Origin of the sequence: Bacteroides sp. AN502(2024) (genome assembly GCF_041227145.1) — a bacterium.
GTDB lineage: Bacteria > Bacteroidota > Bacteroidia > Bacteroidales > Bacteroidaceae > Bacteroides.
Genome location: NZ_JBGFSP010000004.1, coordinates 42542 through 57171 on the forward strand (window position 1 = coordinate 42542; position 14630 = coordinate 57171).

Sequence of the window (14630 nt, forward strand, 5' to 3'; positions counted from 1 at the left end):
TTATTGCAGATTATTTAACCCAATGATTGTCAAAGCTAATTCCGTTTATTAACATCTCATCAGGTGATATTACCAGTTGACTTTCTAACCCTCCTTCGTTGGCTATACTTCGATTGAATCGTATGCAATATGCGTTAATAAAATTAATTTTCAAGGGAGGATTTGTTGTCTTTGATTTAAATATCACAAACCCATTTTTGGGAATGGATGTCATTCCCCATCTGTAAATGTTTTCAGGAAGCGTTTGTGACAATGTAATGGACATGATACCACCACGTACTTCATCTTGCGGTTGCCCTTTATGGTCGACAGATTGAGCGAAATTTATATCGAAATGGCTCATTTCATATTCCTGACCATCAAGGATAAACCATGCTGTTAAGTCACTGTCTACTTGTAGAAAACTAAATAATTCCATACCGTTTATTTTTAATAGTCAAAAACTCATTCGTTAATAGTCCAACGATTTTCAAACGTTGTCTCACCTACCTTTATTTTTCGTACTTGGAGAATAATTTTAGTATGTATATAGGCTTTTCCTTTTTGCGTATATTCAATATTCAATCCAGTACAGGCTGCCTGCTCAAATAAAATCTTTTCCAAAGGTTCATCACTGTCATCGCATATTACAATTGCACCGTCTTCATATTTTTTAGAGTTCAGTATCCAGTGGAGCATATCATCTTGCGGTAAACCGGCATAAGTCAGGTACAAGGTTCCACCTCGTACATCAGTTTGCGGTTTGCCATCCGTGTTCGTTCCCTGATTAAAACTGAAATGGCAATTTTCAAGTTCATAACTGTCTTTGTACAATCCTGAAATACTGGAATCGCCCAAAGCACCTATCCTCAAAAAACTTTTATGTCCAAACATAGTATCTTCATTTTATCATTTCACATTCCAATCAATATCTCCATTATCCGCCACATCGACAACAACTGTATTCCCTGCCGTCAATGTTCCTGCAACAATCATCTTTGAGATAGGACGGCGGATATAGTTACGTATCGTACCCGCCACCTGACGTGCTCCGTATTTCGGAGTGAAGCCACGGGTAGCGAGCAGGTTCTTTGCCTTCTCCGTAATCTCAATGTCAATATGTTGCTTCTCAAGCAATGCTATAACTCCCTTTAACTGTATCTCAAAGATACGAACCAGCATTGTTTCGTTAATAGGAGAGAAAGGCACGATTTCCGACAAACGGGCAAGAAACTCCGGACGGAAATAACTGCCCATGACTTCCATCAGGTCAGTGGTAGAAGGATTCTTGCCCTCATTAATCTGCTTGCTAAGCCATTCGCTACCTACATTGGATGTAAACAGTACGATAGAATTGGAAAAATCACCCTCTTTGCCCAAACGGTCGTGTAGCTTGCCTTCGTCCATGATTTGCAGGAAGATGTCATAAACGGAAGAATGGGCCTTCTCTATCTCATCGAAAAGCACCACCGCGTAAGGCTGACGGCGTATCCGGTTCACGAGTACGCCACCTTCTTCGTAGCCCACGTATCCCGGAGGCGCTCCCAATAGCAGGGCTGCCGAATGTTCTTCCTTAAACTCTGACATATCAAAACGAATCATCGCCTTTTCGTCATTGAAAAGTGCTTCTGCCAATGCTTTTGCCAATTCAGTCTTACCGGTTCCGGTAGGTCCCAGCAGGAAGAATGAGCCAATCGGTTGTCCCGGTTTGTTCATTCCACTTCGTGATTCGACAATGGCATCTGTCAATACCTTCAGCGCATTATCCTGTCCCACCACTCTACGACGCAGAATATCTTCCATGTTGAGTAACTTTTCTTTCTCTCCGGATTCTATCTTGCCGATAGGGATACCTGTAGAAGAAGAAACAACGGCTGCCACTTCATGGGAAGTGATTTTCCCGATTTTCTCTTTGGTCAATTCACGCAATCGGTCAAGTACACCTAAAATATAATCCATCCATTCACCGTAGTCTGATGACTCCGGTTCATTCTGTCCATTGGAGATCATTCCCAGAAGGATAGGGCTTAACCGGTTCTTCATGGTGAAGTTGACTAACCGCAACTTCTCCGTGCGCTCCGCTTCGGGCTGGTCTTCCGCCGCTTCAATCGCGGCAAGCTGCTCTGCCAGTCCCTTTATATCTTTTTCCCCGCTCTGGTTAATCATCTTAACCGCAGAGAGGGTACGGTCTATCAAATCAATAGCGGCATCCGGCAAACGGCGTTCCTTGACATAACGCTTGGCGAGTGCCACGCATTCCGGCAACGAATCTACATCTACCCCCACACCGTGGTAGCTTTCATATCTTTCCAAAGCTGCCTGTATCATATTTACGGTGGATGCAAGGTCAGGTTCCGATACTTGCAATACTTCAAAACGCCGGTTAAGGGCATGGTCCGGTTCAATCAGTTTACGGTATTCGTCCACCGTAGTGACTCCGATTACCGTTATATTTCCTTTGGCAAGCTCCGGTTTCAGGATGCTTGCCGCTCCGCTGTTGCCCGATTTGGGGTCGATCAGCGTATGTATTTCATCAATGAAGAGAATCGCATTGCCGTGAGCCGACAATTCTTTGATGATTCCTTTCAGCCGTTCTTCTATCTCGCCTTTGTAGGTAGCACCCGCAATCAGTGTTCCTGTGTCAAGCTCATAGATAGTCATGTCCTTTAGATATTGGGGAACTGTACCCTCAATGATGCTACATGCCAAACCATCTACCAGAGCAGTCTTACCCACACCGGCATCGCCGATGATGAGCACGTTGGGCTTACCCATCCGCCCCAGAATTTCCATCATCATGCGTGTCTCACGGTCACGGCACACGATAGGATATACTTTCTTGTCTGCCGCAAGAGCAGTCTTATCCGTACAGTACTTATCTAAATTGCCCGCCCCGGCTGTCCATAGGGGGGCTTCACTCCCCGGAAGGTCAGTCTGCGTACTTACGGATTTTTTCATATTACCCATTCCGCTCGTGAAGAGGTCATGTATCTCACGCTCCCGAATAGGGAACGAGCGCAACTCGTCCGTACTGAAACCTGCTTCGGGTGTAGCAATGGCTGCCAGCAGGCAAAGTGGATTGATTTCCAGCAGTCCCCACTTGATTCGTACATTATCGGCTTGCTCAAACAGTTCGTTAACTTTCGGATCGGGCATTATCTCGCCTGCGCCGGCAGCCTTGGGGTACTCCTCTATTCTTACCTCCGCCCATTCACGCAAGTAATCGGCGTCCTTACCCAACGATTCGACAAACGAACGCAGACCTACCTCTTTGTGCATCAAGGCAAACAAAAGGTGTGCCGGAGCATAGCTGGCATTGCCATACTCACGGGCGACACCTTTTGATATTCGGATTACGCTCTGAACTGTTTCATTGATGTTCAAAAAATCCATATTTTATTCTTATTACGCCTGTTCGTAATTTGTATTCCAGTTTGTACCATCATCACCTTTCGTGCCGTCCAACTTGATAACAAAGCTCTTGGCAGGGAAGAACGGAGTCATGTGAATATCCAGATAAATACGGTCTTTCTGCTTTTGGTCTTGCTCGAAACGGATTATCTTGAATTTTTCGATAAGGCGGTCGGCTCCCTGTACACTATCAAGATACTGTACAATTTGCCCTCTCAGGTCACGTTCGGTTTTAGAACTCCAGTTCTCGAACGAACGGCGGTTCAGGAAATCAAACAATACCTTGGTAATATAGTCGAATACACGTACCACAGAATAAGTTTGCAATCCCAGATTGTCACCGTTGAACAATGTCTTTGCGGAGAACGCCATCACTTTACCATATTCATTGACCATTGGAATTAAACCCATTTTCTCCAGTTGTGAGATTTCGCTTTTCTTCAACGGGAATACCACCGCATCTATTTCATTAATGCCGCCATACTTCTTACCGGCAGTTACCTGAGACATCAGAGTGGTGTAAACTTTACCCATCAAAGCAATAGACGGAGAAACATGGAGGTCTTCCTCTTCACCGATTTCCCGGTATCCGGCACGTCCCACCAGCCAGTTGCAGGTCATGCAGGTATTGCTTTTGAAGGCCTCCCCACTTGCCATATTGGAGGAAGAGAACAGTTCCACCACATCTTCCGGCTTATCAAGGTCGGCAAAGTCCGTATAGAGCATCACTTTATTTTCATAAGCGATTTTCGCCCATTTTTCAAGAACCTTATTCGAACCAAGATAACCCGGAATGGCTAACAGTGAGTAATTTTGACGTAAATCCAACTTGTCATAGTTCTGTTTCAGTTCGCGGGCAACGAAATCAATGAAGCGGGGATTGTCGAGGTCGGTCAGTTGTTCTTTGGAAGCATTGACTATCGTCACGTTGTTCACTTTGTCCGCTTCCGTATTCTTATAGAACAACATCACTCCACGGTATGCCTGTTCCATATCCCTCACACTCTGCACTGCCACCAATTGGCTTTTGGCAAGATGTGATGCGGCAGCTTCCGATTTAGCTTTAGAAGTGGCAATCATTTCCGTCACTGCCGATGATGAGTTCAGCAGGTCGATCCACATATCTATCTTATTCTTCAGCACTTCCCGTTCTTCTTGTTTCTGTTCATCGGTTAAGAATATCTTTTTGCGTGCCTTACGCTCGGGGTTCAGGTTCTGAACACCATCTACTGTTGATTCCAGAAAATTGAAACCGCCGAATCTGGACAACACATCCAGTGCCGAAGCCAGAGAGGATTCCCCGTTTTTCTCTTTATAGGAAACTTGAACGGTTTCTTGCGCCTGAACTTCAGACTTATTTTTATTATCTTCCATAGTTCTTATTGTCTTTTATTCGGTCTTTAATTCGTTACTCAATGCTTCCAGTGCGCTGATAAACGCCTTTTTGGATTCCGGATTCTCCAACACCCGTTGTAGAACTTTATTAGAGCGCAATTGCGTCACCATCCCCTCGTAGAATGTTTTCTCCGTATCCAACTTATGGAGGAATGGACTATTCTGTGTCATATTCTTCACACTGAAGTCCGCCACTGAGCTAAATCTAAAGTTTTCTTTTACCGGTTGCCCTTCTTCATTTTCAAATTCAACATCAATGTTGGGCAAGAAGTGCGCAAACACCTCTTCGATAGTACTTAAACCTTTGACCGCTTCAGGAGTTACAGGTTCGTCAGCAGTTAACTGTTCAACAATGAGGGAGCGATTCTCCGGAATGTTCGCGATGGCTTCGGAAGCATCAACTTTCACTTCATTACCACCAATTCCATATTCAAGTATTGCCATTTGTCTTTTTTGTTTTTAAGCCACAGAAGCCATCCACATATTAAAAAAACAGCAGATGGCTTCTGTTACCCACATGAATACTAAATGATTACTTCGGCCAATTCTGTTCAAATTGTGCGCCACCAATCTTGATTACCTGAGCCGATACGACAAAAGTGATAGTCATCGGCTGCGAACCGACAATGTCGATATTTTCGGTAAATTCGGTAATGTATCCGTTTTCCCAGGTAAGTTCCTTCATCTTGGCTTCTTCATCTCCTTTTTTGAAAACGATGCTGCCGGAATGAGGTTTAAACTGATTGGTCATGTTCTCCAGAATCGAAGTATCATCAGTCGATTCCACATGCAGACGAATTTGTCCGCCATAAATGTTTGAAGATGGGCGTCCTTTGGAATCCACATCTCTTTTGAGATTGTACGTGCAATCCAGCACGTCAAACTCTTTTCCTGCAAAGCTTAAGGTTGCTCTAAATGCCATGTTTTAGGAGTTTAAATGTTAATAATTTGTTTAATACAGACTGTATGGTAAGCGATACCTTCATCTTGATTACAAGAAAACACTTACTATATAGTCCTCTGCGCACAAATATAGCACAAAAATATTATAAGAAAAGTATTTTGCTTAAAAAATTATATATATATTTTTGATATAATATATTTATAGATAGATTAAAACGTCTTTAATTGTAAAAAACCAAAACCCTAAACAATCATAAACAACTGATATACAATAAAATATCATTTACCTAAACTTATTTGGAGTATATTGGAGTATATTAAAACCACTATATATAAATATATTGTTTGCATATATTTACTTCCACAATAAAAAAAATAGCAATACTCATTTCGTTCTTACGTTTGAATATTGCCATTAAAACTATATATGTACTATTAAATAAAATAGGTGGGGAGGTGCGTAAACTTCTGGGGGATTCCCTTGAAAGCTCACTCGTGGGTTTCTATGGTTATTTTGAAAGCAGCATTTTTAAGTCATTTTTATTGATGCCCATATATTTGCATATTTTAAATTCACTTATACCGTCAGATAACATTTCTTGGACTGCTTTTCTATTCCTTTCATACGCTTCCAGTTTGTCAAAAATGGTATCTGTTAGAAAGTCTATCCATTCGAAAAAGGCCTTCTCCCCTTCCTGAGTACTAAAATCTATTGTGCAGATTTTCGCACAATCCCTATGAAGTATCAGATAATAAATTCCTCCAATCAGATTTGCGGCGATAGCTTTAATATTGATTTTCACCGGTTTAAACAGATTATCATAAAAAGCTATCAAATTTAGATTCATAATATCCCGTGTTTCTGCTGTTCTCTTTGTCGTTTCATTGATAACCGATATTTCGTAAAGCAACAGCTTTTGCATTACAGTGTTATCAGACAAGTTCCTATAAAGGGTCTTGAATGTTTCCGCAAAAAACTTTTTAGGCCCCAATGTGTTCAGGCTGGAAACATCGATAGCATTATTAATCCAGAAATCATACTGTTTGGCAAGCTTGTCGTAAAGATTGTCCATTGAGCCGTATCTTCTATAAAACACATTGGCTTCCATGCTTGCTGCTTTCAGCAATGCACTCAGATTGACATTTCCAAAACCGTATTCAGCTACAAGCTTTTCAAGTTCGGATATTACATCCTTGTCTATTTGTTCATTTGTTCTCCTATTTCGAGCTTTCTTTTTTTCCTCTTTCATTATTATTAAATAATAAAAATAAATTCACGTAAATCAGTAAAAAGGAGATCTCCTTATTTTAATTTTCGATAAACTTTCTCTTTTCTGAATTGGCGATAGTATCCCCAAATAGGCTGCGAGTATTTATACAGCCAGCCCATTCCCTTTTATTTGCTTTCATATAGAGCAATGGGGATCGTTGCAAATATACAAATTTTATGCATTACAGACAATAGACAAATAACAAAAGCTATGCTGTCAATAAATCTACATTTCAATAATAGACGTATTAATTTGCTTATTTTATTTTTATTGCTACATTTGTGAATTATTTCATGATATACAATATTTAAAATACAAGAAATTATGTCTGGGTTTAAAATTGATTATTCAGTGTGTAAGAACAGCCCCAGTGGCAGTATTATGGAAAAAGTCTCCAATTTCCAAAAAGAGCTCCAACTACACGAAGAGAACTCGCTACACATCTATGTCAAATCCCCGATGGTTTCCGGTTGCGGTAGGGAAGTCGAGGTTGCTGATAGAAAAACTAATAAAATAAAGAAAATGCTGATGTTCGGTTCCAATAGTTATTTGGATGCTACCGGTATGCCGTCAGTAGTGGAAAAAGCGGTTCGTGTAACAACTGACTATGGAGTAGGAAGTGGCGGGGTTCCACTATTGAGCGGAACGACAATATTCCAAAATGAATTGGAAAAAGAAATAGCCAAGCTGACCGGTTTTGATGACACTATATTATTCTCTTCCGGCTTCACTGCCAATATAGGTGTGATAGTAGGATTGATACGCCCTAACAACTTGCTGGTATATGACAGGCTCAACCACGCCAGTTTAATTGACGGGGCTCTAATGTCCGGCGCCAAAATGGTAAGATATAAGCATAATGATCCTAAAGCACTTGAAAAAATATTAAAAGAAAATGCTGGGCAATACAAGGATGGTATGATGGTGGTGACTGACGGGGTATTTAGTATGGATGGGGATATTGCCGATATTCCGGCTATCTTAGAGATTACGAAGAAATATAATGCATTACTTTTAATAGACGATGCCCATGCGACGGGAGTGATTGGAGAAGACGGAGCCGGAACGCTAAGCTATTATGATATAAAAGAGCGCGAAAATATAATCGTTACAGGAACGCTCAGTAAAGCAATAGGATCGATAGGAGGTTTTATAACTGCCAAACAGAACATTATTAATTACCTGAGGGTTTATGCCCGTAGCAACATGTATTCTACCTCTTTACCCCAGAGTATTTGTGCGGCATCCCTTGAAGTAATCAAAGAGATGCGTAATACGGACATTCAGAATGCACTGAAGCGGAATGCCGAATATGTAAGAAATGGATTGAAAGCATTGGGCTTCAATACATTAAATTCAATTACTCCTATTATACCTGTGATTGTGGGAGATGAATACATATTGACTCAGATAACAAAGGAACTTTATGACAGGGATATATTTACCAATGCCATATTTCCTCCGGTTGTACCTCCTAATATGTGCCGAATTAGAATTGGCGTTATGTCGTCACATACGCTTGAAGACTGTGACAGGTTGATAAACGCCTTCCATGAAATAGGCAAAAAATACGGACTTATTTGATAAAACGACATATTTTCATACAAATATACAGCGGCTGCATTTTGGTATGGATGCAGCCGCTATTTTTAAATACTAAAACTTTTTCTTAATTTGGAAACCAATGTTTGTATCTGCGGACAAGCAATATCTTCTCTTTCTTCTTTCACCTCTTTTGAGGCGGCTTGTTCAGGAGGTGTAAGTATCTGCTGTATCTTCCGTTCCAACGCCGCCACCTCCGATTTCAGTCCTTTCAGTTCTTCTTCCTTCTTCCACGTGTCGCCTACAATCTCCCACAACGTGGGCAGGTCTTTTTCTATCGCCGCATTCTGTGACTTGTATTGCTCCATGAGCTTGGGTATGCGGTCCAAGGCATTGAGGAAATTGGTAGCCGCCGCCTTGTGGTCTGCCATCGCTATCAGCCCGTTGTTGTAAGTGTACTTGTATTCACCTCCGACAAAAAAACGGTTTTGTTTCGCTTCCATCCCTTCACGGATAGAGCTTTCGGTCTTTACCAGAATGGGAAAGCCGTACAGCTCGCCGATACGGGTGTATTCGCCGCCTGTCGTGGCGTTCTTGGCAATCTCCTGCAACCGTGTCCCGACACTTTTTACATCGGTAGCCGTCAGTCCGTCCAGCCGTACCGGATTCCGGTAATAGCCGTCCTCGTCCGTCTGCACCCGTGAAGTGAATTTCTCGTAGTCGGCTGTCAGTTTGGCGATGTGTTCGTTGTTCTCTTCCAGCGTTTTGGTATGTCCCTCCAACTTGAAGGCGGAACCGTTTTTCGCCTTGTGGAACGTCTTGCGCTCGCTTTCCAATGCCGCCACTTTCTTGTCCAAGCGTGCCTTGTCCAACAGATCGGTGTTACCGGAGAGGATAGCCATGTACTCCGAAAAATTCATGCCTGATTTCTCATCCATCGCCCCCTCATCAATCGTTCTCGCCCCCATAGCACCGCTTTTCAACTGACTGATAAAGGTCTGCTTGCAGTGCAGCAGGTTGAACTTGTAGCTGTCCAGCGACTTTTCAACGGCATAGATAATCACGTCCACCTTGTTACCGGCGAAAAATTTGGCTACTTCATTACCTTTACGTACCGCCCGCCCGTCCCGTTGGGAGAGGTCGGACGGTCGCCACGGTGTATCGAGGTGATGGAGTGCCACCGCCCTTTTCTGCGCGTTCACGCCCGTACCGAGCATGGAAGTGGAACCGAACAGCACTCGCACTTTCCCTTCATTCATCGCATCAATCACCGCTTTCCGGGCTTTATCCGTCTTGCACTCCTGAATAAAACGTACCTCGCTTGCCGGAATACCGTAATCCTCCACCAGTTTGCGTTTTATCTCGCTGTACACGCTCCATTTTCCCGGCTGGTAAGTCCCCAGATCCGAAAAGACGAATTGCGTCCCTTTCTGTGCGTCATACTTTTTATAATATTCCGCAATCTTGGCGGCACAATGCGAGGCTTTGTTATCCGGGTGGTCTTCATACTTGTCCCGGTCTATCATACGCATATCCAGTGCCATCTTACGGGCATAATCGGTGGCAATCAGCATCTTTGCCTTCTCTTCTGTTTCCGACAATGGTAATCGTCCGAGTACCGTGGCATCGCCCGACTGCGCGAACCGCATCAGCTTCTCAATAAACTCTTCCTGTATAGGTGTGGGTGGAATGTTGTGGAGTATCTCGTTCTTTTCCGGTCGGTCCACACCCACATCCTCCGCCGTGCGGTAGTCGGTAATCTCGTTGTAGAATGCCGCCAGCTCCGGCACTTTGATAAAGTAGCGGAAACGTTCTTTCTGTATCACCTGATTAGTGACGGAGAACTCGAAGTCGGTGGTTTTCTTGGCGAAAATCGCCGCCCATGCGTCGAAACAGTTGATATTCTGCCGTTCCAGCTCTTTCGGACGGAGATATTTAAACAATAAATACAGTTCCGTCAGCGAATTGGAAATCGTAGTGCCCGACAGGAACGTAGCCCCCAAATCCTTGCCGGTACGTTCCTGAATGGTGCGCAGAGCGAAAAGCATATTTATTGCCTTTTGGCTCCCTTCGCTGTTTCCCAACCCAGCCACCCGGTCATGGCGGGTGTTGAAGGTCAAATTTTTAAACGCATGGCTCTCGTCTATGAACAGATGATCGATACCCATCTGCTTGAAATCCACCACATCATCCCTGCGGGTTTTAAGGGCATGCTCCACCTTTTCCAACTTGGCTTTCAGGTTTATTTTCCGCTTTTCCAACCCTTTCAGCATACCTCTCGATACTTCCTTGCCCTGCGCCCTCAAAACATCGAGATTCTCTTCCACCGAATCCAGTTCTTTCTGTAAAATCTCCTGCTGCACATCGGTCGGCTGCGGTATATTGCCGAACTGGTCGTGCGACATGATGACACAATCCCAATCATTGTTCTTGATATTGTTAAAGAACCTCACCCGGTTTTGCGGTGAGAAATCCTTTTCCGTGGCATAGAGGACTTTGGCGTTGGGATATGCCGTGCGGTAACACTCGGCAATCTCGGCAACATTCGCTTTCAATCCGATTATCATCGGTTTATGTGCCAGTCCCAGACGTTTCATTTCTTGCGCCGCAAGGCTCATTATCAGCGTTTTACCCGTTCCTACTTCATGGTCGCATATCCCGCCTCCGTTCTGTTTGAGCATCCAGACACAATCTTTCTGGCTCTGGTAAACCTCCTTGATTTCGTACTTCTTTTCCAGCGCTTTCAAGTCCAAGCCCGGAAAGTTCTGGTGCGAGCCATCGTAAGAGGGGCGCACGAAACAGTTGAACTTGCGGTTGTACCTGTCCGCCAACCGCTGCTGGAATTCGGGCGACTGCTCGTTCAGCCAGTCCGTGAAACCGTTTCGTATCTCGTCAATCTTCGCGTTGGCAAGCTGTATCGCCTCGCTGTCCCTTACCTTGATGTCCTTGCCATGTTCGTCCTTGCCGATACTTCCGGTAATATCCCTGCACGGCGTACTGGTCGTTTATTTTTGCATTCTTGTCGGCACACTTCACCGAATATTCGTCGATACTCTCCGAGTAGGCTATCCTCACATCCGTTTCAAACAGATGCTTGATATAGGCGGTATAGATACCCGTGGGAATCCAGCGTTCACCGAAATTAAAATCCAGCTCGTCGAACGTAATCGGTCGGGGCAACGCTTCTTTCAGTGCGGCGAGTGCCTCGTCCACCCGCTCGTCTCGCAGGTGATTGGCTGCCCACACCTCTATCTGTTCCGCCTTTTCCACCACGTTCCCGGCGATGAAGCGGTCTTTAATCTCATAATTGTCCGCCAGCGGATTAAAGTAGATGCGCCCTTTGAGTTGAGTGACGAGTTCCTCCCTGCTGTTGTCGCAAAGTGTTTCCATGTAGTCGAGGTTCACCCTCCCGTACCGGTTCAGCGAGGCGGACAAGGCTTCTTCGGGTGTATCGACGTGTGTCACCTCATTCAGCGCGAAGGCCACCGGATGGTCAAAGATATCAGCCTTGATAAACTGCCCGTTTTCCACACGCTCCAATGATAGCATATCACGCCCCGAAGTGTCCATAAGCAGGAACTTTACGTTCGCTTTGGCATTCAGGCAGCCGAACCGCTCCGTAAACGTGTCGTAAGCGGTGTTCAGGGTTTCACGCTCCGGCTTGTTCTCTTGGTGCATTTCCGCCTCAAAGGTGTACAGGCGTTGGTAACTGTCACGCATGGCAATGTAAAGTTCCGCCTTCTCCTGCTGTGCCTTATCCATATCCAACGGGTGGAAGGTAGCTCCATAACGGGTAAGACCTTTCAGATAACCAACCTGATTGCCATCGGAAACCAGCATACCCTCTTTGTGGTGCGGTTCCAACTTCCCCATAAGCGGACGGGGTTTTATCAGTTCTTCCTCTATCCGTTGCTGCTCTTCCCGTTCCGGTTCTTCCCGGTGGTGTTCGGGAATGGTTTCCGCTGTTGGTTGCCGCCTGATGTCTTTTCCCTGTCTCAGTTGTTCCCTCTCATCCGGTGTGAGACGCATCATCGCCTCATAGAATCCGTTGATGGGCGGGTTCGTTTCCCAGTTGATGGCGGCATAGACCTCTTCCGGATTTGTACTTGGCATCTCCGGCTCTGCCTGCACCGCAGGCTCCTGCGGCTTTATTTCTTCTTTTGCCGGATTCGGTTGGTTGAACCGTTTTTTCCCGATGGAGGGCTTGCGCTTGTTTTTCTTGTCCGTTCTGGCTGGCTGCTTTTTCGCCATACCGGACTGGGCTAACCGCCGTTCTTCCTGCGTGAAGTTGAACAGGTCGTACAAATCCGTCACGGGAGGTGTAATCTCCGGCTTCTCTTTTTTCTCTTCCTTTTTCACGGATTGAGGTTCCGATGTCGCTTCAGGTACGGGTTGCTCACGCGGGGCTTCAGCTATCGGTTCCGGTTGTGGAGTAAGAACACTCTTTACAGGTTCCTGAACCGATAGCCGTGTGGCTTGTTGCACGCTTTGCCGTACATCTTGTACTTCCGTTTCGTTGTACAATTCCGGATTCAGCCGTCTGGCAAAATCTTCGGAGAGGATTTTCCGTATATCAGCGGCAATGCCCGGCACACCGCCCTCGTGTGTATAGACAAGGGCAGGCTTTCCATACAGATTGGTATCTACCGCTTCTCGGGTACGGATAATCCGCTCCGGATGCGAACTTATATAACTGTTGGTGACGATGCCGCTATCCTGCCATTCCTGTGTCGAGGCAAGCAGATGGTCTTCCGGTGTAAGTCCTTGCTTCTTCATGTTCTTCTGCAATACGATCAAGTCACTCCCCACTTCCGTATTTGCACTGTCGGTAAACAGGTTGCTTGGCAGGCGAACAGCCGAAACAAGGTCGGCTTGTTTCAGCATCTGGACACGCATGGCGAAGTTATCCCGCCCGTCCAGCACCCCTTGTGAGGTGATAAACGCCACAATTCCACCGTCGCGCACCGCATCCAGCCCTTTCAGGAAGAAATAATTATGTATGGCTTTGGTGGCGGAACGCCGCCCGTACTCTTTGCTTCGCGAGTATTCCGCGTCGAACACCGACATATCGCCGAACGGAATATTCGACGTAGCCACATCGAAATAATTGGTAAACGGCCGTTCTATCCGTTCAAACCCTTCCGCACGTATCTTGTGTCCGGGATAGAGGTGCGAAAGCAGCTTGCCCGTAAGCAGGTCCTTGTCAAACGCCATCACCTCCGCCTGCGGAGCGTTGGCGCCGAAAGCGGAGATAAACACGCCCTGTCCCGCCGACGGGTCAAGCAGGCGATTGGGGATAATACCTTGTTCATGGAGCGTATCGGCAATTGCCGATACGATTTCGGGGGGAGTATAAAACGCTGTCAGTACGGAGCTTTTGATACTGTCCATATAGCGTTTGTACTCTTTCTCATCGGTGGAGTTGTCACGGACAAGCTTGTGCAACTCCACCGTCATGGGGAACAACTCGCGGTCTGACTTCGCCCAATGTACGGAATCCATGATGGAACCGGCAGGGTTGAGAATGAACTTCAACCCGCCGAACCCGCAGTAACGGCTGAGCATCTCCCTCTCTTGGGGAGTAGCCGTCCTGCGCTCTTTTTCCAATGTGAATACCGTCCGCAATGCCTCGATGTTGTCCCGCAGCTTCGCTTTACGGTTAAACGCCATGTGCTTCGAGATAGGTTACGACGGCTCCCGTCAGTTCCGTATAAAGGTGTTCGTATTCAGATGTATAGGCGAAGCCGTCCGCAAGCGGGTATCGGGCAAACACCTCTTCCAGTTCCGGTTGCAACTTCAAAGCGAACTTTGCGGCTTCACCCGGCGGTACTTCCTCGGCGAACTCGTTCCACAACACTTCGATAATCGTGTTGTACTTGGAGAAATGAAGCCCTCCGGTGAGTGCCGCCATTGCCAGCTCCTGCGCCCCTTCGGGCGTAGCTCCTGACAAGCGGGACTGTTCGTACACGTCGGCGGCATGGTCGGCACGCCCAGTTATGAAATCGGTATCGGTCGCCTTGTCGGGATGGTTTTCTTTGAGGTATTTGAGTAAGTACAGACCGTAGTAAGAAAACTCGGTCGATTGATTTTTCTTGTTCATATTTCTATGGATTTTAGTGGGTTTATTAT

Annotated in this window: 9 protein-coding genes and 1 pseudogene; 1 reads left to right on the forward strand and 9 read right to left on the reverse strand. The window is 45.5% G+C overall.

What is annotated here, in order from left to right:
* Positions 1-10: 10 nt before the first annotated feature.
* The 7 genes from tssD (AB9N12_RS15030) to AB9N12_RS15060 form a co-directional block, all read right to left on the reverse strand.
* Positions 11-418 (reverse strand): type VI secretion system tube protein TssD, encoded by a 408-nt coding sequence (gene tssD, locus AB9N12_RS15030; RefSeq protein WP_369892927.1) that lies wholly within the window; start codon positions 416-418, stop codon positions 11-13.
* 26 nt (positions 419-444) lie between these two features.
* Positions 445-873 carry a type VI secretion system tube protein TssD gene (gene tssD / locus AB9N12_RS15035; protein WP_122143034.1) on the reverse strand — a complete coding sequence of 143 codons (429 nt, stop codon included), beginning with the start codon at positions 871-873 and terminating at the stop codon, positions 445-447.
* A 15-nt stretch (positions 874-888) separates the two neighbouring features.
* Positions 889-3372: an ATP-dependent Clp protease ATP-binding subunit gene (locus AB9N12_RS15040; RefSeq protein ID WP_369892928.1), complete on the reverse strand. Its 2484-nt coding sequence runs from the start codon at positions 3370-3372 to the stop codon at positions 889-891.
* A gap of 12 nt (positions 3373-3384) precedes the next feature.
* Positions 3385-4764, reverse strand: a complete 1380-nt coding sequence (locus AB9N12_RS15045) for a DUF5458 family protein (RefSeq protein ID WP_005787102.1) — start codon at positions 4762-4764, stop codon at positions 3385-3387.
* 15 nt (positions 4765-4779) lie between these two features.
* A complete protein-coding gene (locus AB9N12_RS15050) occupies positions 4780-5229 on the reverse strand; it encodes a hypothetical protein (protein WP_369892930.1) in 450 nt (149 codons plus the stop codon).
* A gap of 88 nt (positions 5230-5317) precedes the next feature.
* Positions 5318-5707 (reverse strand): type VI secretion system tube protein TssD, encoded by a 390-nt coding sequence (gene tssD, locus AB9N12_RS15055; RefSeq protein WP_032564752.1) that lies wholly within the window; start codon positions 5705-5707, stop codon positions 5318-5320.
* 490 nt (positions 5708-6197) lie between these two features.
* A complete protein-coding gene (locus AB9N12_RS15060; RefSeq protein WP_369892931.1) occupies positions 6198-6938 on the reverse strand; it encodes a TetR/AcrR family transcriptional regulator in 741 nt (246 codons plus the stop codon).
* A gap of 345 nt (positions 6939-7283) precedes the next feature.
* On the opposite strand from AB9N12_RS15060, the gene AB9N12_RS15065 reads away from it, so the two are divergent.
* Positions 7284-8543, forward strand: coding sequence for an aminotransferase class I/II-fold pyridoxal phosphate-dependent enzyme (locus AB9N12_RS15065; RefSeq protein ID WP_369892932.1), 1260 nt, complete (start codon positions 7284-7286; stop codon positions 8541-8543).
* A gap of 65 nt (positions 8544-8608) precedes the next feature.
* Here the strand turns inward: AB9N12_RS15065 and AB9N12_RS15070 are convergent.
* A pseudogene (locus AB9N12_RS15070) lies at positions 8609-14171 on the reverse strand (helicase-related protein).
* Entirely contained in the window at positions 14161-14601 is a 441-nt protein-coding gene (locus AB9N12_RS15075) for a DUF1896 family protein (protein ID WP_369892933.1), read from the reverse strand. The pseudogene AB9N12_RS15070 and the gene AB9N12_RS15075 overlap by 11 nt, the downstream one beginning before the upstream one ends.
* Positions 14602-14630: the final 29 nt, after the last annotated feature.